This is a genomic window from Nocardia cyriacigeorgica GUH-2 (genome assembly GCF_000284035.1).
GTDB lineage: Bacteria > Actinomycetota > Actinomycetes > Mycobacteriales > Mycobacteriaceae > Nocardia > Nocardia cyriacigeorgica_B.
The window spans coordinates 5845435-5870629 of sequence record NC_016887.1 but is presented as its reverse complement, the minus strand read 5'-3'; the positions used below and the strand labels follow the sequence as shown (position 1 = coordinate 5870629).

The 25195-nt window shown below is 70.0% G+C and carries 16 protein-coding genes and 1 pseudogene; 7 read left to right on the top strand and 10 right to left on the bottom strand.

Translation table 11 applies throughout. The annotated features are described in order from the left end of the window. Positions 1-67 precede the first annotated feature (67 nt). Positions 68-229, top strand: coding sequence for a hypothetical protein (locus NOCYR_RS29845; protein WP_158430218.1), 162 nt, complete (start codon positions 68-70; stop codon positions 227-229). A gap of 24 nt (positions 230-253) precedes the next feature. Here NOCYR_RS29845 and NOCYR_RS26355 read toward each other — a convergent pair whose 3' ends face one another. Both NOCYR_RS26355 and NOCYR_RS26350 read right to left on the bottom strand, forming a co-directional pair. Next, the gene (locus NOCYR_RS26355) at positions 254-1021 is read right to left on the bottom strand and encodes an SDR family oxidoreductase (RefSeq protein ID WP_014353466.1); all 768 of its coding nucleotides are present in this window, start codon (positions 1019-1021) and stop codon (positions 254-256) included. Positions 1022-1130: 109 nt separating this feature from the next. After that, positions 1131-4439, bottom strand: coding sequence for a (Fe-S)-binding protein (locus NOCYR_RS26350; protein WP_014353465.1), 3309 nt, complete (start codon positions 4437-4439; stop codon positions 1131-1133). Between the two features lie 462 nt (positions 4440-4901). Here NOCYR_RS26350 and NOCYR_RS26345 point away from each other — a divergent pair, with 462 nt between their 5' ends. Continuing rightward, positions 4902-5645: a hypothetical protein gene (locus tag NOCYR_RS26345; protein ID WP_014353464.1), complete on the top strand. Its 744-nt coding sequence runs from the start codon at positions 4902-4904 to the stop codon at positions 5643-5645. 258 nt (positions 5646-5903) lie between these two features. On the opposite strand, the gene NOCYR_RS26340 is transcribed toward NOCYR_RS26345, so the two are convergent. The 6 genes and pseudogenes from NOCYR_RS26340 to NOCYR_RS26310 form a co-directional block, all read right to left on the bottom strand. Then, on the bottom strand, positions 5904-7178 hold the full coding sequence (locus NOCYR_RS26340) for a S1 family peptidase (RefSeq protein WP_014353463.1): 1275 nt from the start codon (positions 7176-7178) through the stop codon (positions 5904-5906). Positions 7179-7499: 321 nt separating this feature from the next. Continuing rightward, positions 7500-8846 carry a S1 family peptidase gene (locus NOCYR_RS26335; RefSeq protein ID WP_014353462.1) on the bottom strand — a complete coding sequence of 449 codons (1347 nt, stop codon included), beginning with the start codon at positions 8844-8846 and terminating at the stop codon, positions 7500-7502. Between the two features lie 168 nt (positions 8847-9014). Then, a complete protein-coding gene (locus NOCYR_RS26330) occupies positions 9015-10187 on the bottom strand; it encodes a hypothetical protein (RefSeq protein ID WP_228780738.1) in 1173 nt (390 codons plus the stop codon). 2 nt (positions 10188-10189) lie between these two features. Continuing rightward, positions 10190-10459, bottom strand: a pseudogene (locus tag NOCYR_RS31060) (helix-turn-helix domain-containing protein); the annotation flags it as partial. A gap of 1393 nt (positions 10460-11852) precedes the next feature. Next, positions 11853-14333 carry a LuxR C-terminal-related transcriptional regulator gene (locus NOCYR_RS30680; RefSeq protein ID WP_014353459.1) on the bottom strand — a complete coding sequence of 827 codons (2481 nt, stop codon included), beginning with the start codon at positions 14331-14333 and terminating at the stop codon, positions 11853-11855. Next, on the bottom strand, positions 14326-16140 hold the full coding sequence (locus NOCYR_RS26310; RefSeq protein ID WP_158430216.1) for an Hsp70 family protein: 1815 nt from the start codon (positions 16138-16140) through the stop codon (positions 14326-14328). Before NOCYR_RS26310 ends, NOCYR_RS30680 begins: the two co-directional genes overlap by 8 nt. Positions 16141-16378: 238 nt before the next feature. On the opposite strand from NOCYR_RS26310, the gene NOCYR_RS26305 reads away from it, so the two are divergent. From NOCYR_RS26305 to NOCYR_RS26290, 4 genes are read left to right on the top strand one after another with little or no spacing between them, the layout of a single operon-like run. Further along, positions 16379-18928 carry an IniB N-terminal domain-containing protein gene (locus NOCYR_RS26305; protein WP_148280769.1) on the top strand — a complete coding sequence of 850 codons (2550 nt, stop codon included), beginning with the start codon at positions 16379-16381 and terminating at the stop codon, positions 18926-18928. Between the two features lie 35 nt (positions 18929-18963). Then, complete coding sequence (locus NOCYR_RS26300; protein ID WP_014353456.1) at positions 18964-20811, top strand: dynamin family protein; 1848 nt, start codon at positions 18964-18966, stop codon at positions 20809-20811. Positions 20812-20815: 4 nt separating this feature from the next. Continuing rightward, entirely contained in the window at positions 20816-22330 is a 1515-nt protein-coding gene (locus NOCYR_RS26295; RefSeq protein WP_014353455.1) for a dynamin family protein, read from the top strand. Positions 22331-22375: 45 nt separating this feature from the next. Next, positions 22376-23017, top strand: coding sequence for an endonuclease (locus tag NOCYR_RS26290; RefSeq protein ID WP_048833741.1), 642 nt, complete (start codon positions 22376-22378; stop codon positions 23015-23017). A gap of 90 nt (positions 23018-23107) precedes the next feature. Here NOCYR_RS26290 and NOCYR_RS26285 read toward each other — a convergent pair whose 3' ends face one another. Both NOCYR_RS26285 and NOCYR_RS26280 read right to left on the bottom strand, forming a co-directional pair. Beyond that, complete coding sequence (locus NOCYR_RS26285) at positions 23108-23389, bottom strand: helix-turn-helix domain-containing protein (protein WP_014353453.1); 282 nt, start codon at positions 23387-23389, stop codon at positions 23108-23110. After that, positions 23389-23727, bottom strand: coding sequence for a type II toxin-antitoxin system RelE/ParE family toxin (locus NOCYR_RS26280; protein WP_014353452.1), 339 nt, complete (start codon positions 23725-23727; stop codon positions 23389-23391). The genes NOCYR_RS26285 and NOCYR_RS26280 overlap by 1 nt, the downstream gene beginning before the upstream one ends. A gap of 23 nt (positions 23728-23750) precedes the next feature. Between NOCYR_RS26280 and NOCYR_RS26275 the strand changes: the two genes are divergently transcribed. Next, positions 23751-25181, top strand: a complete 1431-nt coding sequence (locus tag NOCYR_RS26275) for an MFS transporter (protein WP_014353451.1) — start codon at positions 23751-23753, stop codon at positions 25179-25181. The last annotated feature ends 14 nt before the right edge of the window (positions 25182-25195 follow it).

Genomic DNA, 25195 nt, shown 5'->3' with positions numbered 1-25195 from the left:
GCATATGCCATCAGGGTTGCTTCCTGATGTGCTGGCCTCGCCAGTTGGAAGCTGACATGCTGGGCCTATGGGTGTCATGACCAGGTTGTCGATCTGTGTCGCTGCGTGGCGCGATACGGCATCAGCGCGCGCCGATGCCCGCATCCGGGCCGACGGCTCGGACCTGCATTACCTCGACGTGCCGGTGCCGGTGCCGCGCCCCGAGCGGGAGCACCCCGAAAAGGAGTAGGCCCAGCGTGCGCGGCCACTCGCCTCATCCCCGCAGGCGGTAGGCGGCGGCCGGGGCGGAATCGAGGTATTGCGCCCAGGTCTGGGTGCCGTCGCGGTGGTCGGGACAGGTGTTGTGGCCCGCACGGTAGGCGCGGGCCACCTTGCCCGGGAGGGGGAGGCGGATCGTGTGGCGGGGGCGGCCGTATGCGCGCCGCCAAGCTTCGGTGAGTTCGGCGAGGGTGAACAGTTCGGGGCCGCCGAAGTCGGGGGTGCGGCCCAGTGGGTCGTCGGCGATGAGTTCCGCGGCTCTGGTGGCGACGTCGGCGGCGGCGACCGGTTGGAAGCGGAACTCGAGCGGCAAGGGTGCTAGTGGCCAGCGTTCGACTGTGCGGAGGGCGAAAGCGATGAGCTCATGGAACTGCGTGGCGCGCAGGATGGTGTGCGGGATGCCGCTGTCGATGATCGCCCGTTCGCAGGCCAGTTTTCGCTGGTAGTACCCGAGCGGGATGCGGTCGATGCCGACGATCGACACGTACAGCAGATGCCGGGCCTCGCCGGCGGCAGCGAGCAGATTCTCGGTTTGCCGTAGGTCGTGACGGCCGGAGGCCCGGAAATCGGAGGCGGCATGGATGATCAGATCGGCGCCCGCCGCGGCTTCGGCGACACCTGCTCCGGTCTGGAGATCGCCCACGTGGGTGCCCGCGCCGGGCCGCCGGGACAGCACGCGGATCTCGTGTTCGGTCGAACGCAACCGTTCGACGATCAGCTTTCCGAGCGCACCGGTGCCCCCGGAGATCAGAACCGTGCTCATCTCGTTCAGCTCCCCTCTGGGCCTGCGGATTTCGGCTGCCGCTGAAATGACTCGACCCGGGCCGCTGTGCGGGGCCCGGGTCGAATCACGGTTGTTCAGTTGTGGTCGGTCAGTTCTTCTTGCCCGGTGCCTTCGCACCGGACTTGAAGCCGAGACCGCCCGGCTTGGCGGTGGGCAGCGGGGCCTGCGTGGCGCCGTTGCCGTTGGTGGGGGCCTGGGTCTCCGACTCGGCGGATTCCGTCGCGGTGGCCGCCGAACCGGTGTCCGGCGCCGAGGCCGTTTCCGCTTGGGCGGGCGCGGATTCCGCCGGAGCCGAAGCGGATTCGGACGAAGCCGGTGCCGCATCGGGCGGAGCAGCCGCCGATGCCTTGGTACCGGGGGCCTTCGGTCCGGGGCGCTTGAAGCCCGACTTCATGGCGAGGCCCTTGGGAGCGACCGTCGGCATGGATTCGGCAGGGGCCGAGGCGGTTTCGGTCGCGGCCTGCGCCGAGGCCGGTTCCGTGGACGCTGAAGCCGATTCCGCCGGAGCCTGCTCGGCCGGGGCCGGTTCCGCCGGAGCGGCCGCCGGTGCCTTGGCGCCGGGGGCCTTCGGTCCCGGACGCTTGAAGCCGGACTTCATCGCCAGTCCCTTGGCAGCGACGGTCGGCTTGGTCTCGGTGGGAGCCGAAGCCGTGTCGGTGCTCGCCGCAGCGGTTTCGGCCGGCGCTTCGGCCGCCGGCGCCGCCTCAGCAGGAGCCGCCGCCTTGGCGCCGGGTGCCTTGGCGGCACCCTTCATCGCCAGGCCCTTGCCGCCGGGCGCCTTGGCCGCGCCCTTCATGCCGAGTCCCTTGACCGGAGGAGCCTCCGGGGCCTCGGCAGCGGCCTCGGCCGGAGCTTCGGCCTTGGCGCCGGGCGCCTTCGCGGCGCCCTTCATGGCCAGTCCCTTGCCGCCGGGCGCCTTGGCAGCGCCCTTCATGCCCAGACCCTTCGCGGGGGCCGCAGCGGCTTCGGTCTCGGCCGGAGCCGCGGCCTTCGCACCGGGTGCCTTCGCCGCACCCTTCATGCCCAGACCCTTACCGGGTGCCTTGGCCGGGCCCTTCATGGCCAGCCCACCACCGGCCGGAGCGGCCTTGGCCGCCGCGGGCGTGGCCTCGGCCACCGGCTCCGGCTCGGCCTCGGGCTGAGGTTCGGGTTCGGGTTCGGCCTTGGGTTCTTGGATGACAGTCAGGTTCTCGGTCAGCTTCGACGGTTCGACCCGTTCGATCGCATCCAGCATGAGTTGGGCGACGTCGACGACCTCGACCCCTTCGCCCTTGCCGTCTTCCTGACGCGCGGTGACGCCGTCGGTGAGCATGACGCGGCAGAACGGGCAGCCGGTAGCGATCTTGGCCGGGTTGGTGGTCAACGCCTCGTCGACGCGGTCGATGTTGATGCGTTTGCCGAGTTGTTCTTCCATCCACATGCGGGCACCACCGGCACCACAGCACATCGACCGTTCCCCGTGGCGCGGCATTTCGACCAGGTTCGACCCGGAGGCCTCCATCAGCTCACGGGGTGCGTTGTAGACCTTGTTGTGGCGGCCCAGGTAGCAGGGGTCGTGGTAGGTGACGTTCTGCGACACCGACGCCACCGGCACCAACTGCTTGGTGCGCACCAGGCGGTTGAGCAGCTGGGTGTGGTGCACCACCTCATAGCTGCCACCGACCTGCGGGTACTCGTTGTTGAGCGCGTTGAAGCAATGCGCACAAGTGACCACGATCTTCTTGCGCTTCTGCTCCACACCCTCGAATACCGAGTCCAGCAGTTCGATGTTCTGCGCGGCGAGCTGCTGGAACAGGAACTCGTTACCCGCACGGCGGGCGGAGTCGCCGGTGCAGGTCTCTTCCTGACCGAGCACCATGAACTTCACCCCGGCGGTGGCGAGGAGTTCGGCGACGGCCTTGGTGGTCTTCTTGGCGCGGTCTTCGTAGGCGCCGGCGCAGCCGACCCAGAACAGGTAGTCGTAGCCGTCGAAGCTGTCGGCGTCTTGACCGAAGACCGGGATGTCGAAGTCGAGTTCGTTGATCCAGTTGAGCCGGTCCTTGGCGTTCTGGCCCCACGGGTTGCCCTTGTTCTCCAGGTTCTTGAACAACCCCGCGAGCTCGGAGGGGAACTCCGACTCGATCAGCACCTGGTAGCGGCGCATATCGATGATGTGATCGACATGCTCGATATCGACCGGGCACTGCTCCACACACGCACCACAGGTCGTGCACGACCACAGCACCTCCGGGTCGATGATGCCGCTGACATCCTCGCCACCGACCAGTGGCCGCTGCGCCTCCGCACGCGCGGTCTCGGAGATCTTGGCCAGCGCGGCCTCGTTCGGGTTGCCGTCGGTGTCGACCAGGCCGACCTCGTCACCGCCCATGTCCTTGCGGCCACCGGCCAGCAGGTACGGCGCCTTGGCGAACCCGTGATCACGCAACGACATGATCAACAACTTCGGCGACAGCGGCTTGCCGGTGTTCCAGGCCGGGCACTGCGACTGGCAACGACCACACTCGGTGCACGTGGTGAAATCCAGCCAGCCCTTCCAGGAGAAGTCCTCGATCCGACCCGCACCCAACGTGTCGGTATCCGGATCCACGTTCTCCATGTCCAGGGCCTTGCCCTTCGACATCATCGGCTTCGCCGCACCCAAGGCGACACCACCGTCATCCTCACGCTTGAAGTAGATGTTCGGGAAGGCCGAGAAGCGGTGCCAGGCCACACCCCAAGTGATGTTGCGACCGACGAAGAACAGCCAGACCATGCCGGACATCAGCTTGATGAAGGCGAAGATCGAGATCAGCGTGACGTTGGCCGGGATGATCTTGGCGATCTGGCCGGTGACCGGGTCGGTCCAGCTCGAGTGCCCGTGCAGCGACAGCACGCCCGCCTTCACCAGCACCATGCCGATGCCCTCGGTGAGCACGACCCACTCGACGAAGTAGGCGGGACCGAACTTGGATCCGCTGAACCGCGAGAGCCGTTCGGGCAGGCGCGGGTGATTCAGCTGGCGAATGACCATCAGCGTGACGATGCCGACAACGGTGCCGACGCCGAGAATTTCGTCGCCGAGGTGGAACCACCAGGTTTCCCCGATGAAAGGCCACGACCAGGTGGGCTTGAAGGTCTGGCCGTAGGCCATGAACCAGAACTGCGCGCCCGCGAGGAAGCCGATCATGACGAGCCAGTGCGCCCAGCCGACGGTGCGGAACTTGTTCATGCGGGTGTGCGCGATGAACTCCACCAGCATCTGCTTGAAGCGCGGGAAGAACGGCCGCCACCGGTCGGGGGCGGACTGACCGATCATGATCGTCCGCACGATGTTTCCGGCGCCGCCCAAGAACGACACCCAACAAAGGAGGCTGAGCGCCGCTCCAAGGGTGCCCAGCGTCACGGTCAGGGCATTCATGTCGCGACCTTTCTTTAGAGGCAACACGAGCTGTCGAGGCGGTGCGCCTCGGGGTTGGCTCGTATCCTAACTGCCAGTAAGTTACTCGCCAGTAACTACTGGTGTCCAGCGTAGGATCTGCGGTCGGGTGGTGCCCCATCTTCCTGGGGGTTGACCGCCTATTCTGCTGTGATCAAGCTCACATAAGTGGATTCGATCCATATGCGACCTGAGCTGTTCAACACCGTAAAGGGCATGCAGAACCGGGTAGGAGATAAGGACAGGCTTACCCGCTCGGACTCGTAACTAGACGTAATGAATCTCGCATCTGGAGTTTTGTTGGTCTAGGCTCACGGCGTTCTGTTCTGTATGTCTGTCTTCACAATGCTCGGAGGGGATTTCGGTCCGGCCGACCGGAATGAATGAGCTCGCTCGTGAGGCGTCCAGGGCATGCGGACAACCTGATGATGGATTGGAAACTGAATGAAACTCCGCAAGACCACCGCGGTTGCCGCGATGGTGACCGGCGCGATGGCCATGGGGTTCGGCACGGCCCACGCTGAACCCGCAGCCGAGGCGGCGCAGCCCATCAGCTATTCCGTCAAGCTGGTCGACAAGACCGTCGTCACCACCCTGAAGAACGGCACCTTCGAGCTGGCCAAGTCCTCGAAGGATGTCAAGGAAGACGACATCTATGTGATCAAGGACGAGAAGGGCGCCACGGTGGTGTCGCTGCCGATCGCCTTCAACGTCGCCGACGTCGAGGTGCCGGTCAAGCCCGTGGTCAAGGAGGAGGGCAAGGTCCTCGAGCTGACCCCGGACAAGGCCGCCGTCCCCGCCGACAAGCTGGCCGACAAGAAGGTCAACGCGGTGAACATGGCCCTCAAGCCGGTGGCCTCGCCGATCGAGAACCAGCGTGCGCAGAACGAGTTCGCCAGCCAGTTCGGCATCGCCACCGCGGTGGGCGGCTTCCTCGGCACCGCGCTCGGCGTCGTCGCCGGTGGCATCATCGGAACGGCCGTCGGCCTGATCGAATGCCTCACCATCGTCGGTTGCATCGCGGCCATCCCGACCATCGTCGCGTTCGCCGGCATCGGTGGCATCCTCGGCACCATCGCCGTGGGTGGCCCGGCCCTGGCGATCGCCGGCATGGACCTGATCAACACCCTGAACGCGGCTCCCGGCACCACCAAGTGGTCCGACGAGAACATGAAGGGCGGCAAGTAATTGCCCTAGTGGCAGTTCGCGCCGCAACAACCGGCCCGTCCCGAAAGGGACGGGCCGGTTTGCGTTTCCGGGAGCTTCTGGCGGCGTCGGGTAACCCGGAGTTCATCCGGCGTTCGTTCGTGGCGCTGCGTGGCGATCAGACGGTGAAACGGCCGTATCCCTTGCGCCGCAGCGGCGGTCGACCCTCCACTGCACAACGAAAGAGGCCGGCAGCACGAATGCTGCCGGCCTCTCGGCGTCGCTGCCGAAGCGCGGAACCTAGTTGGTGCGGATCCGCAGGCCCGGGTTGTCCGAGAGCACCACGCTCACGGGCTGGGCGAACAGCTGCGGGGCGTTGCCGGTGAGGGCGCCGATCAGGTTGGGGATCTCGCAGATCGGGAAGTCGGCCACCGAGGAGGCGCTCGAAATGCCGAGGGCCAGGCGGCCGGTCACGATCGGGCCGCCGCTGTCGCCGGGCAGGGCGCAGATATTGGCCGAGAAGCTCTGGGTGAGCTGACGGTCGCCGACCTGCACGGTCTGATCGACGGCGTTGACCACACCGCAGCTGAAGCCGGTGCGCGAACCGGACTTGCAGACCGGCGCGCCGACGACGGGCGTCGCGACACCGTCGACCATGATCGGCGCGGCGCCGGGCACGCGAACCGCGTTGTTGGCGAAGCGATCCCGGGCCTGGTCGGCGATCCGGACGATGGAGTAGTCCTGGTTGCCGAGCACCGACTTGCTGAAGGTGCCGAGCTTGCCGCCGAGCTTGTCGCCGGGCAGCAGTTCGTGCACGGCCGCGGCGTTACCGCCACCGGCGCTGCCGATGTCGGGGTTGCAGTGGCCTGCGGTGATGTTGACGGTGGCACCGTCGCGGTCGACGCCGTTGAAGCCGAACGAGCAGCGCAGCGAGGTGCGCCCGGCGACCGAGGCGTACCCGTCGCCACCGGCCAGCGACGCGCCGGTGACCTCGGCGATCGGCTCGGCCGACGGCAGCGCCTCACCGGCCACCGGCGGGGCCATCACGATGACGCGGGCCGGGTCGACGAAGCTGGGCATCGGCAGGCCGGGCTTGTCCACCCGCACCGCGATGCTGTTGTTGACGGTGTCGATGACGACGCCGCGCACCAGCGAGGCCACCGGCTCCGGCTGTTCGTCGAGCCAGCGTTCGAACGCGCTCTTCTCACCACGCAGCGCGGACTGGCTCTTGGCGACGTTGCGCACCTCGAAACCGGCGGATTCGGCGGCCGCGCGGGCCTCGTCGAATCCGGAGCCGGGCGCAAGGGCGACGACGGCCTTGCCCGCGTCGTCGAGCCACGCACCACCGAACACCTGCGGGAACTGCCGCTGCGCGGTGGTCGCGAAGGCACCGACCTGCTGGGCGAGGTCGGCGCGGCGCAGGTATTCGTCGGCCGAGATCTTCAGATCGCGGGAGACCGCGGTGATGAGCTCGGCGGGCAGCCCGGGATCGGTGTCGGGCTGTGCTGACGCCACCGCCGCGGTGGGGCCGAACAGCAGGATCGCGGCCGAGGCGGCGATCGCGGCTTTTCGCATCCCAGTCCGTTGCGGAGCTGTCCGGTGCGACCGGAATTTACCTATGCGTGGCAGGAGCATGACCAGACTATATGGGGTCTCGCGCGCGATGCCTACTTGTTCGGCCGACCGGTTTGCTCGAATCCGGACAGATCAGGCGGGGTGCGAGGACGCCTGGCGCGCAGGGTTTGTAGGTCGACACTGATCTTGCCCGGATAACGTTGTCGACCACCACGAACGCCGCCGTCATCCGGCCGTTTCGGCACACAACGAACCGGGCCGCCCGCGCGCTGGTTCGCAGCGCTCGGACGGCCCGGATCGGAAGCTCGGAACCCTTGCGGCTCAGCCCGCGTTCGGCCGGGTCCGCACGGTGATCCCGCTACCGACACCACCACCGGCGGAGGCGTTGATATCGGCGAGGATCGGGCGGATCGGGATGCCCAGGGTGGCGGTGCCGCCGTACTGGGCCAGCGCGATATTGGCCTCGTCGCAGCTGGGCGCCTCGGCGGCATTGGAGCCGCTGGTGATGCCGAGGGCCAGGGTGCCGGTGACGATCGCGCCGCCGCTGTCACCGCCGAGGGTGCAGGCGGTGCTGGCGAAGCCGCGCACGGTCTTGGATTCGCCGTCGGCGGTGAACAGCTGGGTCTCCACCCGGTCGGCCACCACGAACCCGCAGGTGAAAGTGGACGACTGGCCGGACTTGCAGACCGGGGCGCCGATCACCGGGTCGGCGATACCGGTGACGGTCAGCGTGGTGCCGTTGGCGCCGCGCACCGACGGCTGGTCCATGCCCGCCCGCACCGCGCGGTCGTTCAGCTTGATCACCGAGTAGTCCAGGCCGCTCTGCCCGCCGAGGTTGGCGCGCACGAAGGTGCCCAGTTCCGGGCTGGCCGGAATGTCGCGCACGTTGGGCATGTAGACCCCGGCCTGCTGGTCGCCCTTGCCCAGATTCGGATTGCAGTGTCCGGCACTGATATTGAGCGCATTGCCGGCGGCGTCGACGCTGTTGAAGCCGAACGAGCAGACATCGACCCCGCGCAGCGCGGTGTCCTTCAGCGAGCCGGGCGCGCTGATGTAGGTGTCGCCGCCCATCGGCCTGCGTTCGACCGGGCCGCCGCCACCGGGCGAGAGGATGACCTTGATATTGGCGATCAGCGTCGGCAGGTTCAGCATGTGCCCGACCGGGGTGTTGGCCACGCTGAGCACGAGCTGGCTGTTGAGGAAGTCGATGGCCACCGAGTTGATCGCGCCGGCCAGCTCGTTCGGCAGCGTGCCGATCCATTGGTTCAGCTGGGTGAGCGAGGTTTCCAGGTTGTCGGCCGAGACCGGGGCCAGGCGGGTCTGGTAACCGTCGGCGGCGGCGATCTTGGCGGCGTCCGGCGAGGTCACCGCGACCACCGGCTTGCCGTCGGTGCCGATCCAGGCACCGGCGAACGCGTCGGGGCGTTCGGCGCGGAACTCGCGCGCGTAGCTGCTCAGCTGCTGGGCCCGGGCCGAGCGGTCGAGGTATTCGGTGGGGGTCATCTTCAGGTCGCGCGAGATCGCCTGCACCAGCTCGGCCGGTAGCTCACCGGGTTTCAGCTGCGGGGCCTCGGCCACGGCGGGGCTGGTGCCGAACATGGGGGCGAGGAGAACGGTCGAGGCGATGGCAGCTTTGACCGCGGCGCGACGCGCCACCGACTTGCGCATGAAGTCCCTTCGTCGGCACAGATGTGCCAGGTAATCCGTGGCCACGGGCAGAATCCGTTGGCGCACAGCCTACGTGGAGCTTAGAACCGGCGGTGCGCGGGATCCCGCTGTGACCGGTCAGCGGATCACTTTATGCCACACATCACATCGGTCGCCACTTGTGTCTGATTATCGGCGGGTGCCGGGGATTTCCAGGGCGGGCGGCAGCGGCAGCTGGGGCATCGGCTGGAACGGGCGCGTGGTCGTCGTCGGCCTGGTCGGGCTGGTCGACGGGGTGCTGACCGGTGGCTCGGAGGTGGTCGGTGGCGGTGTGGTCGGCGGCGGCGGGGGTGCCGGCTCGGGTTCGGTGGTGGGGACGACCGTCTCCGGCTCCTCGGTGACCGGCGGCGCGACGGTGGTCGGCGGCGGCGCGACCGGTAGCGGGCCGGGCGGGGGCGGGACCGGGGTGGGGCTCGCGGTCACCTGTTCGGATTTGGCGTCGGGTATCGGCGGGATGGGGGTGGAGTCGTCCGCGCGGAACAGCACCGCGACGCCGATACCGCCGAGGATCAAGCCGAACAGCGCGGCCACCGCGATCAGCACCGGTGTGCGGTTGTGCCGTCCGGCCGAATCGGCGGGTTTGGCCTTCTCGGCGGGCGTGGCGTCGGGTGCGACCGCCGCCATCTCCGCCGCCATCTCGGTGGCGGGCGGTTCGGCGATCGGGAACGCGGCCGAATAGGCCTGCGCCACCGGTTCCGGCGCCGGGACGGCCGGGATGATGTCGGTGTCGAGGGTCGAGTTCTCGGCCGTCGCCGGATCGGGCGGGGTATTGCCGGCGGGGGTGGCCAGCACCGCGGTCAGCGCGGTGGCGGCCGCGCCGTAGGCGAAGACCCGGGCGGGGGTGTCGGCGCCGGCGTCGGCGGGCAGTTCGCTCGCCGCGGGAAGTTCGGCCTCGCTGACCAGCACCACCGAACGCAGGCCCAGGTAGTCGAGGGCATCGCGTAGGGCGGTGATCTGCTGCTGCGGCCAATCGCCCGGATGGGTGGCGTAGAACTCCGCGGCGCCGTTGAGATGGTCGGCGGTGAGGTTGATCAGACAGAACAGGGCCGTGGCCACCAGGTCTTCGGCCCGGTAGGCGGGGCCGTCGTCGACCGAGATGCCTGCCGGGTCGCCGACGGCTTCGGCGAATCCGGTGATGGTGTGGGTGTGCCCGGCCGGTGCGGTGCCGCCGAGTTCGGCGTCGCCCTCATCGGACATGTGCAGTACCGGTTCACGGACGATGTATTCCGGCTCGCCGTCGTTGGTCACGATCGCCGCGGTGCACTCCTCGGCGGCGATACGCAGGCCCACCCCAGTGGCCATCCTCATGTCCTCGCTTCGGCGTCCTGCTCGATCCGGATCGGTCCGCGCGACGGCCACACCAGTAGCGGACCGTGTCCCATTGCGCTGAGCATCGACAATAACTCTGTTCGTGATCCGGCACCGATCCGGCGCCGGATCCGGGAGACATGGTGCTCGACGGTCTTGGCGGAGATGTAGAGCCTGGATCCGATCTCGCGGTAGGTGAGGCCGAGCAGCAGTAGCTCGGCGACCTGCTGCTCCCGGTCGGTCAGCGGGGTCGGCGGGGCAGGGCTCTGCTGGGGAGGCGGATCGATGGGGGCGGCGGTGTGGGCGTGGTGGGCCACCAGGGCCCGGCGGTCGACGATCTCGCTCGGGTCGGCGCCACTTGCGACGGCGGCCGAATAGAGCCGGACCGCCTCGACACCGCCCGCGCGATCGGCGGCGGAAACGAGGAACTCGGCCAGTCGCGGATCGCGCACTCCTGATTCGGCGAGCAGCAGCGCGGTATCGGTGCGCAGCAGGCCGGCGTCGAGCCGGGTGCCGAGCAATCGCCGCTGTACCGTGACGAATCGTTGCGCGCCGAGCTGTTCCCGCAACGACTCGACGGCGGCCGCGAGCAGCAGATCGGCGTCGGTGACCAGGGCGGTCGCCCGGGCTCGGTCGGCCAGGTCCTGGGCGGCGGCGAAGTCGATATCGAAGATCTCGGCCAGCTCGCTCGCATCGAGCCCGGTGCCCGCGCCGGCGACGACCAGCGTGTCGAGCAGGTCCGGTTCGAGGCCGGCGAGCAGGTTCGCGGCCCACTCGGCGACGGCGAGATCCACGGCGGCGACCGCGGCATCGCGGCGGGCCGCGCAGGCCGCGCGCAAGGCGACGACGATGCCCGCGCGGATGCCGCCGGTACACAAATGGATGTATTCGGCCAGTTGGCGGGGCACCAGCAGCCCCAGCTCCCGCGCGAACGACAACAGTTCGGGCAGGCCGAGGCTGCGCAATTCGATCACCCGGCCGTGGCGGGTCACCGTGTCGGTGAGGGCGCGTAGGTCGCGGTCGTGCGGACGGGGTTGCGCGGCGAGGACGACGGTGTGGCGGCGGGCGCTCACCAGGGCGCTCACAGTCTGCACGTCGTCGGCGGTCAGCAGGTGGGCGTCATCGATGAGCAGGGCGCGCCGGGCGGCCGGTTCCGGGCCATCGTCGGCCAGCAGCCGTTTCGGCAGCGCGGCGAGATCGTCGAACACCTTGACGTTGTGCGCGGTCAGCAGCTCGCGGGCGGCGCCGAGCAGCGCTGATTTCCCGGTGCCCGCGCGGCCACGGATCAGGTAGACCGGTGGCCGGCCATCGCGGCGGCGCAGCTCCCGCAACATCGCCTGCGCGAACGGCATGGATTCGAATCGATGTCCCGGCCCGGGGTCGGCCTCCCCGTGGCGCTCGGCCGATCCGGCCGGATTCCGTGCGCGGGTCGGGGAGGGCGCTTCGATCGCGCCCGGCCGGGTCGCGGAGACACTCGCCGCCGGTGGATCGGTGGCCGGCGGTGCGCCGTTGGGTTTCGGTCGTTTCGTGTTCGCGATCTCGGCTGTCATCTGAACCCCCGTCCGAGCCTAGGCGCAGCGCGCCAGGCGTTCGAGTGTTTGCGTCCTCCCACCGAGGTTGTCGATCTCGGCAGTGCCGCTGTTAACGGCCCGCCGGGTGTCAGACCAGCAACGATCCGTAGCCCAGCGCGCGCAGCATGGCCAGCAGCTCCGAGCGCGAACCGGCGCCGAGGCGCCTGCGGATCCGGGCGACGTGGTGTTCGACGGTCTTGGCCGAGATATAGAGCCGCGCGCCGATCTCGCGATAGGTCAGGCCGAGCAGCACCAGTTCGGCGACCTCGCTCTCCCGGTCGCTGAGCAGCCCGTCGTTACCGGTCTCGGTGGCAGGGGTGCGGCGCGGCGGCGCGACCGGCGTGACGGTCGACGGGCGGGCATCGGCGCGGACGGTGCGCGCGAGCTTCAGCAGGGTGGTCGCGGTGACCGAATCGGCGGCGGCGAGCGCGGCGTCACCGGCCAGCCGGGCCGCGTCCCAGCTCAGGCCGATCGCACCCAGCTCCGCCACCGCGGCCTCCACCCGGTCGGCGCGGACGTCGCCGCGCAGTACCAGCACCCAGGTGCGGCCCGCGTCGGCCAGGGCGGCGGCGTGCCGATCGCCTGCCTCGGCGGCGGCCTTGAGCGCATGGGCGTGCGGCAGTAGTTCGTCCGGGCGTTCGCGGGCGATGGCGGCCTGCACGCCGTACCAGTGGAACAGGTTGGCCCAGGCCGGCGGATGGCCGAGCCGATCCAGCAGCGCGCGGGCCCCTTCGACCAGCGCGGTCATCCGGCGCTCGTCGTGGCAGCGGATGCTCGCCAGCCACAACTCACCGATCGGCAGCAGCGTGAGCAGATCGGCCTCCACCTCGTCCACCAGCGGTTGGGCCGCCTGCCAGGCCTGGGTCAGTGCGGCCTGATCGCCGCTGCGGCGGGCCAACCCGACGGCGGCGGCGTGGGCGAGCAGGGCGTCGCGGACGTCGAGGGCGTCCCAATCGACGGTGGCCAGCGCGGTGGCGGCGCCGGTTTCGTCACCGCCGGCCAACGCCGTCCAGGCCGACAGCACCGGTAGCTGAGCGCCGGTGGGGGTGGCTCGGCGCAGTGTTTGGGCGGCGCGGGCGGGGTCGCCGGTGCTCAGGCACAGCAGGGTCGCGGCGGCGGTGGGGGTGCACGGCGCGAAGCGCGTGGTGGTGGTGTGGGTGGCGCGAATCAGGGTGGCGATCGCGTTCGCGGTGTCGCCCTCGCGTCCGCGGAGGGTGTGGCCGAGGGCCTCGGCGAGCAGCCGGATGGGAGTGTTGGCCTCGGTGGGGGGCCATCGGTCGGCGCCCGCGGTCATGGCGTCGGCGGTCGTCGCGGCACCGGCGAGGTAACCGATCGCGGCGCCTTCGGCCCATTCGACGCCCGCCCGGTCCGGGCCCAGCCAGGTATAGAGGCGGGCGGCGCGCTCGGTCAGCCCGCGCCGCGTCAGGATGCAGGCCGTCAGGCGCGCGGTAGCTGCGAGCGTGGCGGCGGGGACGTCGTCGCGGGCGAGCAAGGGTTCGGTGAGGCGCAGCGCGGTGTCGTAATCGCCACCATGGGCTGCGGCTTCGGCCCAGCGCACGGCGATGACGTCGCGGTTCGCCCCGGCCCGCGCGGCGGCGGCGTAGTAGCGGACGGCGTCGTTGCCGTTGTTCTCGGCTGCGGCGCAGAGGAATTCGGCCAGCCGCGGATCGCGAACCCCGGATTCGGCGAGCTGCACGGCCGTATGATCGCGCAGCAGTCCGGCGTTCAGGCGGGCGGTGAGCAGATCGCGCTGGATGGTCAGGAAGCGGCGTTCGCCCAACAGTGCGCGCAGCGGCCGCACGGCGGGGGCGAGCAGCAGGTCGGCGTCGGTGATCAGGGCGGTGGCGCGGGCACGGTCGATCAGATCGCGCGCCGTGGTGGGGTCGACGCCGAGGACCTCGGTGAGTTCGCCTGCGTCCAAACCACTTCCGGTGGTGGCGACGGCCAAGGTGTCGAGTAGGGCGGGATCGATATCGGCGAGTACGGCCCGGGCCCAGTCATCGACCGCGGCGTCGACGGCATCGATGCCCGCGTCCAGCCGGCCGTGGCAGGCCGCGGCCAGCGCCGCCACCACACCGCCGCGGATACCGTCGGTCTGCTTGTGAATATGCGCGGCCACCGCGCGGGGTACCGAGAGGCCGAGTTCCCGTGCGAACGGCGCGATTTCGGCGACACCGAGCGGCCGCAGCTCCGCGACCCGGCCGCGCCGCAACGCCGCGTCGAACAGGGCGCGCAGCTGAGGATCATGATGGCGGGGGCGGCCGGCCGCGACGACGGTCTTCGCGCCGGATTCGATGGCGGTGCGCAGCGCGGCGAGTTCGGTGTGGTCGAGGGCCTCGACGTTGTCGATCACCAGCGCGCCCGACTCGCCCTTGGACCGCGGGATGTCGGAGACGACGACGCCGCGTTCACGCAGCCGGGCCCGCACCGCCTCGAGCAGCGTCGACTTGCCCGTGCCGGAACGTCCACGGATCAGGTGCACCACAGGAACGCCGGAATCCAGTTCCCGGAACAGCTCTCGGGCGCACGGCAGCGTCTCGAAGGCCGCGGCAGGTGCCGGTTCAGCCACCTGAACCGCCGAGGATCTCGCCGGGCGCGCGCAGCACCGTGCCCACTGTGCCGCCGACACCTTCGACGGTTTCGCCGAGCGTGTCGGTCAGGCCGTCGGTCGGTAGCTTCGGCGTCTGTGGCTGCTGCGGGGCCGGAGCCGGTGGTTGCGGCGCGGGCGCGGGCGGAGGTGATTGCGGGGCCGGCGGCGGGGATTGTGGCGCCGGTGCGGGAGCCTGAGGTGCGGGTTGCGGGGCCTGGCCGGGTCCGGGGGCAGCGGGCGACGGCGCCTGACCGGCAGGCGCCGGTGCGCCTTCGCGAGCGGCGGTGCCGGGCTGTGAGTTGACGACGGTGACCGGCCCGGTCGAGGAGTTCGGTTGACCGGCAGTGTCTTTCGGTGTTCCGGAATCGGCGACGGTGCCTGCGCTGGTGCCGCCGGTGGTGGGCGAACCGCCGGTGGTGGCCGTCGATCCCCCTGCTGTCGCGGGCGTGCCGGCTGTCGACGAGGTGGTGTGCTCCGGGGCGGCGGGATGCTGGGTGCCCGATCCTGCGCCCGTGCTGACCGCGACGGTTCCGGTGGCCAGCAGGCCGATGGCGGCTGCGGCCGCCGCGACGATGGCGATCCGGCGGCGGCGCGTCTTGGCGGCGGCCGGTCGGCCGGTGTCGGCCGGGAGGGGTAGTGGGGATGAGGTTTTCACGGGCTCGGTGACCGGCTCGCCGGGGGCTTCGCGCTGGTCGTCGATGGCGGCGAACGCGATGGTCTCGACGGCGGTGTCGGCGAGATCCGCGGCCAGGGCCGACGCGCCGAGTGCGCTGGTGTGCGCCGGTTCGGGCGCCGAGACGACCGGGAGCCCGAACTCGGAGGAGATGAGTTCGGTGAGCAGCCCGATCGCACCGCCGCCACCGGTGAGCAGGACCTGATGGACGTCACCGATGTCGATGCCTGCCCGGTGTACGGCGTCGCGGATCAGGCTCATGGAATCGCGCAGCGGCGTGCGGAGCAGATCTTCGAGTTCGTCACGCACCAGCCGGACTGTGCTTTCGTCCGGGCCGAAGCCGGTCGTCACCACGGTCGCGGTATGTGTGGAAAGCTCTTCTTTCGCAATTCTGCAGCGTTCCCGGAGAGCCGATAATTCGCGTTCGACCGCGGGGTCGAAGGGGTCGGCGGCAATTCCGCCGGGAGCATTTGCCAGCGCATAACGCATGGTCAGCAGATCGAATTCGGTGCCGGCGATATCGGTCGAATGCACGGGGGCGCCGAGCAGTTCCAGGCGATCACCGGTACGGACCAAGGAGACGGTGAGGCCGGTGGCGCCGAGATCATAGACGAGGACGGCACCGTCACCGTTGCCGGTACGGCCCGCCGCGCGCGACCAGCGAACGGCCGCAACGGGTTCCGGGGTCAGTGCGACATCGGCGAGGCCGGCGTCGTCGAGCGCGGTGCGCAGGGTGGACACGGTATGCGGCGTCCAGTGCGCGGGGTGGCAGGCGACGATCGTCGCGGGGGCGTCGGCGGCTTCGTCCACGAGGTGCGCGATAGCGGTCGCTACCAGGTCGGATGCGGCGTATGAGGTGCCGTCGTCGGCGAGCATCGGCACCGGGTCACCGACGCGGGAGACGAACCCGTCGATCCGCACACCCGGGGCGTGCCTGCCGCCCGCCACGGCCTCGGTGCCGAAGAGTGCGGTGCCGTCGGGAACGAGACGGAGCACGGTCGGATGGGTCAGGACCAGGGCGCTGTCGATGCCGGGTTCACCGTCCCGGTGTGCCACCACGGCAACCGAATTCGCCGACCCGACGGTAATGCCGAGCGCCAGACGCTGTGTCATGCCGAAGATCCCCATTCGAGAACTGAGTGCCGCTGCCGATACCGAGATTGTTTGATTAGGAAACGAATCGGGGGGCGCCCGACTCATCCCGCATGTCGGTTGCTGGGTGTCCGCTGTTACCGGCTCGGGGCGATACGGGGAAATTCCCCTAACGAAGCCAATGCCCCTAATGGGTGCATCGACGCGAATGGGGGGCTTTGCCCCGTTCCGGAGTAACGCCACGCGTCCCTAGCGTGAAATGCATTCCAACGACCGCGGATCTTGGTCCGCTGAGCCCAGGAGACGATTCTCGATGACACCCAACGCGATTCTCGAGTTCATCCTCGACCTGCTGCGCGACGAGGATGCCGCGGCCGGCTACTGCCTCAACCCCTGCCAGGCCCTCGCCGACGCCGGGCTACCGGACGTCACCCCCGAAGACATCACCGCCGTAGCCCCCATGGTCGCCGAATCCGCCCTGGTCAGCGGCGGCTCGCAACTGTCGGCCATCATCGCCGCCGGTGCCCAGACCGCCGCCGGCGCCGCCCTCGGAGCCGTCGGCGCGGTAGGCGCAGGAGCCGCCGCCAACGCCGGCCTCGACCTCGGCGCCGACCTGGGCCTCGACCTCGGCGGCTCCGCCGACACCGACATCGACGTGGATCTGGGCGGAGGTGCGAACACCGGCATCGATATCGATCTCGGCGGTGGGGCGAACACGGGCATCGATATCGATCTCGGCGGTGGCGCGAATACCGGCATCGACCTCGATCTGGGTGGTGGCGCGAACACCGGCATCGACCTCGGAGCGATTGTCGACGGTGCCATCGACACCGGCGTGAGCCTCGGCGGCGAGCTGGCCGGCGGCATCGGCGGTGCGGTCGACACCGGTCTGGAGTTGGGTGGTGACTTGGCCGCCGGTGTCGGTGGTGCTGTCGACACCGGTCTGGAGTTGGGCGGTGATCTCGCGGCCGGTATCGGTGGCGCGGTCGGCGCAGGTCTGGAGCTGGGTGGTGACCTGGCAGGCGGCATCGGTGGTGCGCTCGACACCGGTTTGGAGCTGGGTGGCGATCTCGCCGCGGGCATCGGCGGTGCCATCGACACCGGTCTGGACCTCGGCGCCGTAGTCGACGGCACGGCCGGTGGGGCGCTCGATGCCGGTTTGGAGCTGGGTGGTGATCTCGCGGCCGGCGTCGGCGGTGCCATCGACACCGATCTCGACGGAGCGATCGACGCAGGACTCGAACTCGGTGGCGAGCTGGGCACAGACCTGGGGGGCACCATCGACAGTGGCCTCGACCTCGGTGGTTCCCTCGGCAGCGGCCTCGAGCTCGGTCTGGGCGGCGCAGCCGACGGGGCAATCGATGCCGGCCTCGACCTCGGCAGCGACCTAGATGCCGGAATCGGCGGAGCCGTCGACGGCGGCCTAGACCTCGGCGGCGACCTCGGCGCAGGCGTCGGAGGCACCCTCGATACCGGTGTGGAACTCGGCACCGGCATCGGCGCGGGCCTCGAGACCGGAGTCGGCGGTGCCGTGGAAGCAGGTGCCGATCTCGGTGCAAACCTGGGTGGCGAATTGTCCACAGGCGTTGAGGGGGCGCTCGAGGCGGGGGCTGGGCTGGGGACGGATTTGGCCGCAGGGATTGGTGGCGCGGTGGAGGGTGGTTTGTCCACAGGGGTGGACGGGGCCGTGGATGCGGGTCTCGGGTTGGGGGCCGGGGTTGGTTCCGTGCTCGGCGGTGAGTTGGCCGGTGGGGCCGAGGGGGGTGTGCAGACCGGGGCTGATCTGGGGGCGACGATGGCTGCTGGGCTGGGGACCGTGGTGGGGGCGGGGGCCGAGATCGGTGGTGGGGTGAGCACCGGGCTCGAAGGTGTGATCGAGGGTGGGGGAGAAGCTGGGACCGGGCTGGAGCTCGGGCTCGGTGGGTTGTTCGGTGGAGATTCCGGCCTTTCCGCCGGTGTGGATGGGGCTGTGGAAGCTGTGGGCGAATTCCAGAGCGAGTTCAGTTCGGGCGCCGGCCTGGAGACGGGGTTGTCCACAGGCCTGGGCACCGGTGTGAACGGTGCGGCCGACGCCGTCGTCGGCGCCGGCGCCGAGCTCGGGGCGGGTCTCGAAACGGGCTTGTCCACAGGCGTTGGTGCGGCAGGTGGGCTGAGCGCGGGCGTGGATGGTGCGGCTGACGCGGTCATCGGTGCTGGTGCCGACCTCGGAGGGCAGCTCGGGGCGGGCCTCGAGACGGGTTTGTCCACAGGCGCCGGCGCGACGGGTGGGCTGAGCGCGGGCGTGGATGGTGCGGCCGACGCCGTTGTCGGTGCCGGTGCCGAACTCGGCACGGGCCTGGAGACGGGTTTGTCCACAGGCGCCGGCGTCGCTGGCTCTGCCGGTGGACAACTGGGGACAGGTCTGGAGACCGGGCTGTCCGCCGGAGTCGATTCGGCCGTCGGAGCCACCGGCGAGCTGGGTGCCGGTCTCGGTGGTGCGGCTGACGCCGGCATGGAACTGGGTGGCGGGCTCGGCGGTGGCGTCGATGCCGCAGCCGGTGCGGCCGGAACCGCTGGCGCGGATGCCGCGGCGGGTGTGGGCGCGTCCGCTGCGGGCGCGGTCGACGCGACCACCGACCTGGGAGGATCGGCGAGCTCCGCCATCGACTCCACCGCGAGCACCTGGTCCACCGTCGACGTCTCCAGCGCCTTCGGTACCGGCCTCGACGGCGGTATCAGCGGTTCGGGCGAGAGCGGCCTGTTCGCCGATTCGGGCGCCGCGATCACCTCCGCGCCTACCGTCGACAGCACCGACGACTCCCTGCTCTGACACAAACGGTCGCACCGAGAAGGAGAACAACCGAGATGGTTGTACCGGCCACCACAACACCGCCTGCGGCGTCGCTGCTCTCGGTGCTCGGTGAGACCATTGCCGCCGCACGCGCCGCGGATCGCGGTGATCTGGTCGCCCGCCTGGAAACGGCGGCCGACCGGGTCCGCGATCCGCGGCGGCGGATCGTGATCGCGGGGCAGCGCGATCAGGGCAAGAGCCGGTTCGTCAATGCCTTGCTCAACGCCGATCTCTGCCCGGTCGGCGATGACGCCACTACCACCGTGCCGACGGTGCTGGCCCATGGCCCCGCACCCGACGCGAACCTGGTGTTCGCCGGCGCCGACCGCTCCCACGAGGAGCGCGTCCACGTCGACGACATCGCCGCCGCCACCCGCAACCCGGTGGTGGCCGACCGCCGCGCCACCCGCTTGGAGATCACCGCACCGAATCAACTGCTCGCCGACGGCATCGTCCTCATCGACACCCCCGGTATCGGACAGGGAAACAACTGCACCGCAACCATTCTCGGCATGGCTCCGGCCGCCGACGCGGTGCTGGTGCTGTCGGACGCCTCCACCGAACTCACCGAACCCGAGCTGGCGTTCCTGCGTCAGGTCCGCCAGCTGTGCCCGGCGGTTGCACTGGTCCTCACCAAGATCGACCTCTACCCGCATTGGCGCCAAGTGGCCGCCGCCGACCGGGCCCATCTGGACCGCGCGCAGCTGCCGGTGCCGATCATCGCGGTGTCGTCGCTGCTGCGTTCGCATGCGCTGCGGCTGCAAGACAAGCAGCTCGGTGCCGAATCGGGTTTCGGCGTGCTCTACCAGTTCCTGCGCGAGCAGGTGGTGGCGCGCGATCAGCGGGCGACGCGGATCGCGGTGTCGCGCGATATCCATTCGGCCGCAGAACATCTAGCTCTCGCCCTCGGCAGCGAACTGGTCGCGCTGCGTGATCCGCGGCAGGGCGCCGCGGCGGTCGCGGAGTTGCAGGAGGCGAAGGCGGCCGCCGAGGAACTGCATCGCCGTACTGCGGCTTGGCAGCAGACACTTGCCGACGGGATCACCGACCTGGCCGGCGATGTCGATCACGACCTGCGTGATCGCCTGCGCAGCATCGCCCGCGAGGCCGAGGAGTGGATCGACGGCCACGACCCCGGCCGCCACTGGTCGCGCATCGAGGAATGGCTCACCGGCACCGTCGATTCGGCGCTGGGTGACAACCTGCTGTGGACCGGTGCGCGCGCGGACCGGCTCAGCGAGCGGGTGGCCGAGCATTTCACCGAACTCGGCGCGGTCGATCTGCCCGATGTGCGGCCGGGGGAACAGGACGACCAATCCCGTTCGGCAGCGGTCACTCTCGCGGATCTGGAACCGGATATCGGTGTCGGCAGCAAGCTGCTCGTCGGCATGCGCGGCTCCTACGGCGGTGTGCTCATGGTGGGCCTGGCCAGCACCTTCGCCGGGCTGGCGCTGCTCAATCCGATCTCGCTCGGCGCGGGAGTCTTGGTGGGCGGCAAGGCGTTCCGCGATGATCAGCAGGCCAGACTCGCCAAACGCCGCAACGAGGCCAAGGTCGCGGTCCGCCGTTACGTCGACGACGTGGCCTTCCAGGCGGCCAAGGAATCCAAGGACCGCCTGCACCGCATCCACCGCGCGCTGCGCGACCACTACACCGGCGTCGCCCAGCGCAGCCTCCGTTCCATCGACGATTCGCTGCGCGCAGCGCAGGAGGCCGCGACGATGGAGTCGGCCCGCCGTACCGAACGCTGTGCGGAACTGGAACGCCAGCTGCGGGTGGTCGCCCAGCTGCGCTCGCACGCCGACGCCATGCGCCCACCGGAGGTGACCCCGGCCGCGCCGGATACCAGCCCGGTACGGTGACCGCGTGAGAGCGGAGCTCGAGACCGAGCCGGGAATTGTCACCGACGCCCGCGGGCTGATCGCGGCCGCGCGCCGGGAGCTGGCGGAGGTGCCGCGAGCGCGCGCGCTGCTCGCCGATTGCGCCCGCAGGCTCGACCAGCCGTTGCGGGTGGCGCTGGCCGGCTCGCTCAAGGCCGGCAAGTCCACCCTGCTGAACTCGCTGGTCGGCCAGCAGATCGCGCCCACCGACGCCACCGAGTGCACGCGGGTCGTCACGTGGTACCGCAATGGGCCGACGCCGACGGTCACCGCCTTCGCCGCCGACGGTCGCGCGGCCAACGTGATCGTCCGGCGCGGCGGCGGCGCGCACGGCCTGACTTTCGATCTCGACGGCCTGAACTGGGGCACACCGGCCCCGCGCGAGGTGGACCATCTCGAAGTGGAGTGGCCCGCCGCGACCCTGGCCGCCACCACCATCATCGACACGCCGGGAACCTCCTCGCTGTCACGGGAGGTCTCGGCGCGCACGGCCCGCCTGCTGACGCCCGAGGACGCGAGCATTCCCGGCGCCGATGCCGTCGTCTACCTGCTACGCCGACTCGACGACGCCGATGTCCGGTTTCTCGAACGCGTCGGCTCCGTCGGCGGCGGTTCCGGACCGCTCGGCGTGATCGGGGTGGTGTCGCGCGCGGATGAGATCGGCGCAGGCCGCATCGACGCCTTGCATTCGGCCCGCGAGGTCGCCGCCGGATTCGCCGCCGAACTGGAACGCACCGGGCTGTGCCAGGCCGTGATTCCGGTCGCGGGGCTGTTGGCGTTCGCGGCCGCGACGCTGCGCCAGCAGGAGTTCGCCGCGTTCGAGGCGCTGGCCGGTGTACCCGTCGAGGAGCTGACCTCCGTGCTGCTGTCCGCCGACCGCTTCGCCCGCCCCGACCTGCCGCTGCCGGTCGCCCCGGAGTTGCGCGCCCAGCTCGCCGATCGCTTCGGCCTGTTCGGCATCCGGCTGGCGATCACCCTGGTGCGCCTGGGCGCCCGCGATTCGACGACGCTGGCCGCCGAACTCACCGAACGCAGCGGCGTGAACGAACTGCGCTCGGTACTCGACGTCCAGTTCGGCCAGCGCGCCGATCAACTCAAGGCCCACTCCGCCCTCAGTGCCCTCGACCGGGTACTCACCACCTACCCCGGCACCGCCGCCGACGCGCTGCTGCCGCAGGTGCGCACCCTGCTCGCCGACAATCACGGCTTCACCGAACTGCGCCTGCTCGGCCGGCTGCGCACCGAGGAACCCGGCCTGCCCGCCGCCGAACTGGCCGAGCTGATCCGGCTCATCGGCGGTTCCGGCGTCGCCACGCATCGGCGCCTCGGCGTGCCCGCGGAGACGCCCGCGCACATCCAGCGCGAGGAAGCCGTCGCCGCCACGCGAAAGTGGCGGGCGCGCGCCCAGCATCCGCTCGCCGACCAGTTCACCGCCACCGCCTGCCGCACCGCGGCCCGCAGCGCCGAAGGCGTTCTCGCCCAGCTCACGGCACGGAATTGAGCCGATCCGTGCATCGCGCGGACGCCCGTCGCACACTGGAAGGTGATGGGACAGCGAGATGTCGTGCACGCACTGCTGGACCGGGCGGGTACCGGGTGCGCCGCCGCGGCGGGCATCGACTTGGCCGATAAACCGGCCCCGCTGTTCCAGCTACTGATGCTGTCGGAGCTACTCAGTACGCGCATCTCGGCCGACCTCGCGGTCGACGCCGCCAACGAACTCATCGATAGCGGATACCGCACCCCGCAGCGCGTCGCCGACGCCGACTGGCAGGAACTGGTGGACGCGCTCGGCCGTGCCCACTACCGCCGCTATGACGAGTCCACCGCCTCCCGGCTCGGTGCGATGGCCGTGACCATCCTCGACCGCTACGACGGCGACCTGCGCAAACTCGCCGACGAAGCCGCCCACGACCCCACTCGCGCCGCCGAACTCCTGCAGCAGTTCAAGGGCATCGGCCCGGTCGGCGCCGACATCTTCCTGCGCGAAGTACAGGACGTATGGACCTGGGCACGCCCGCATTTCGACGAGCGCGCACTGCACGGCGCCGAACGCATCGACCTCCCCGCCGACCCGGACCGCCTGGCCGACCTGGCGCCGCGCGGCCACGTCGCCGACCTCGCGGCTGCGCTGGTCCGCGTCACGCTCGACGACGACATCGCCGAGGAAGTGCGCAGCGGGCGGTAGCTGAGCTGCGCAGCCAGGTCGTCGGTGGTCTACTGTCGAACTACCTGCCGCCCTGCGTCGTTCGCGGCCCTTTCACGTGATCGCCCCGAGTCACGCAGCCGGACTGACAGTCACCTCGACGTGCATGCCTGCCGCCCCGATCATGTTGACCAGGGCATCGAGGCTGAACAACTGAACCTTGCCCCGCATGAGGTCCGAGATCCGCGGTTGTGTGACGCCGAGACGCTGTGCGGCCTCGGTCTGGGTCCAGCCCTGCTCGGTGATTCGCGCGGTCAGTTCGATCATCAGCCGCGCCCGCAGTCGCATGTTCTCGGCCTCCTGTGGGGTGTCCTCGATCGCATCCCACACGCTGCCGAAGGTTTCGTCGGCCATCAGCACTCTCCGTTCTTGATCCGAGCCACGGCCTGTGCCAGGCGCTTTGCGGCGAGCTCGATATCAGCCGGCCGCGTCTTCTGGGTCTTCTTCTGAAAACAATGCAGCACGAAGACGCGATCTCCGAGCTTTGCAACGTAGATGACCCGATACGCACCGCTCTCATCGCGCACCCGAATCTCGCGGACGCCTAGTCCGACACTCGGCATGGGCTTCCAATCCGATGGCTCCAACCCTCGTTGGACGCGGTCCAGCTGGTAGCCACATTGCCGACGGATGGCAAGCGGAAACTCGCGCAGGTCGGCCAGCGAGGTGGCGACGAATTCGATGGGCTTCACTCATTGATTATACAGAATTTTGTATGTCTGCCGAGTCCTACGCGATCGTCTTCGCCGCACTCCTCCTGCTCGCCGGCCGGCTGGCGGATCTGTATGGCGCGCGCCAGCTGTTCCTCATCGGCCTGGCCGTCTTCGGGCTGACGAGCCTGCTGGCCGCCCTCGCCCCGGGCGGCGGGCTGCTGATCCTCGCCCGGTTCGCGCAGGGCGTCGGCGGGGCGATGATCCTGCCGACGTCGCTGGCGCTGGTGAACGCGGCCTTTTCCGGGGAAGCGCGGGGCAAGGCGTTCGCGGTGTGGGGTTCGACCATCGGCGCGGCCGCCGCCGTGGGTCCGCTGCTCGGTGGTTGGCTGGCCGATTTCTCCTGGCGATGGGCCTTCGGCATCAATATCCCCGCGGTGATCCTGATCGCGGTGGCCGTGCTGCGGTATCTGCCCGCGTCGACCCCGGTGCGCGGGCGGGTCGACATCATCGGCGCCCTGCTGTCGATCTGTGGCCTTGGCCTGTTGTCGTTCGGCCTGATCGAGGGCCGCGCGCACGGCTGGCTGCGCACCACCGAACCGCTGAGCATCGCCGGATTCGACTGGACCGGTGGGCCATCGCCGGTGGCCGTCGCGTTCGTGCTCTCTGCGGCAACGTTGGCGGCGTTCTGGATCCGCCAGGCCCGGCTCGGCCGCACCGGCGGCGAACCGCTGATGGACGTGAAGCTGTTCGGCATCAGCTCGTTCCGGCAGGGCAATGCGGTGACGCTACTGGTGGGACTCGGTGAGTTCGGCATCATCGCGGTGCTGCCGCTGTGGCTGCAATTCACCCTGGGCTACAGCGCCTTGCAGACGGGCCTGGCCCTGTTGCCGCTCGCGATCGGCAGCTTCTGCGCCAGCGGGGCGAGCTTTTCGCTCACCGCGTCGGTGTCGGCGCTGGGCCAGGTGCGGATCGGGCTGGCGCTGGAAGCTGTCGGCCTGGTCCTGCTCGGGCTCTTCGCGGCCGCCGACAGCGCGTGGTGGTCGATCGCGATCGCCCTGTTCATCTATGGCATCGGCGTCGGATTCGCCACCGCGCACGTGACCAACGTGGCGCTCGCCGATGTCCCGGGACCGAGCGCGGGCCAAGGCTCGGGTATTCAGAGCACCGCCCGCGAACTCGGCTCGGCCCTCGGCATCGCGCTGCTCACCACCCTGTTCTTCAGCGCGCTCGGCTCCGGCGTCCGTGACCGGCTCACCGCCGCAGGGCTGCCCGATCAGCAGGTCGAGCAGTTCGGCGCCGCGATCACCGACAGCGCAGGCTCGGCCGTCCCCGCCCTCGCCGCCGATCCCGCCACCGAACCGATTGCCGCCGCCGGCCGCGAAGCCATGTCGTCGGCCGTCGAACTGTCGAGCTACCTGTGCGCCGCGCTGCTCGCCGCAGCCCTGCTCGCCACCCTGTTCATGCGGCCGGCCCGGGCCACGCGGCCGGACTGAACGACGCGCAGGCC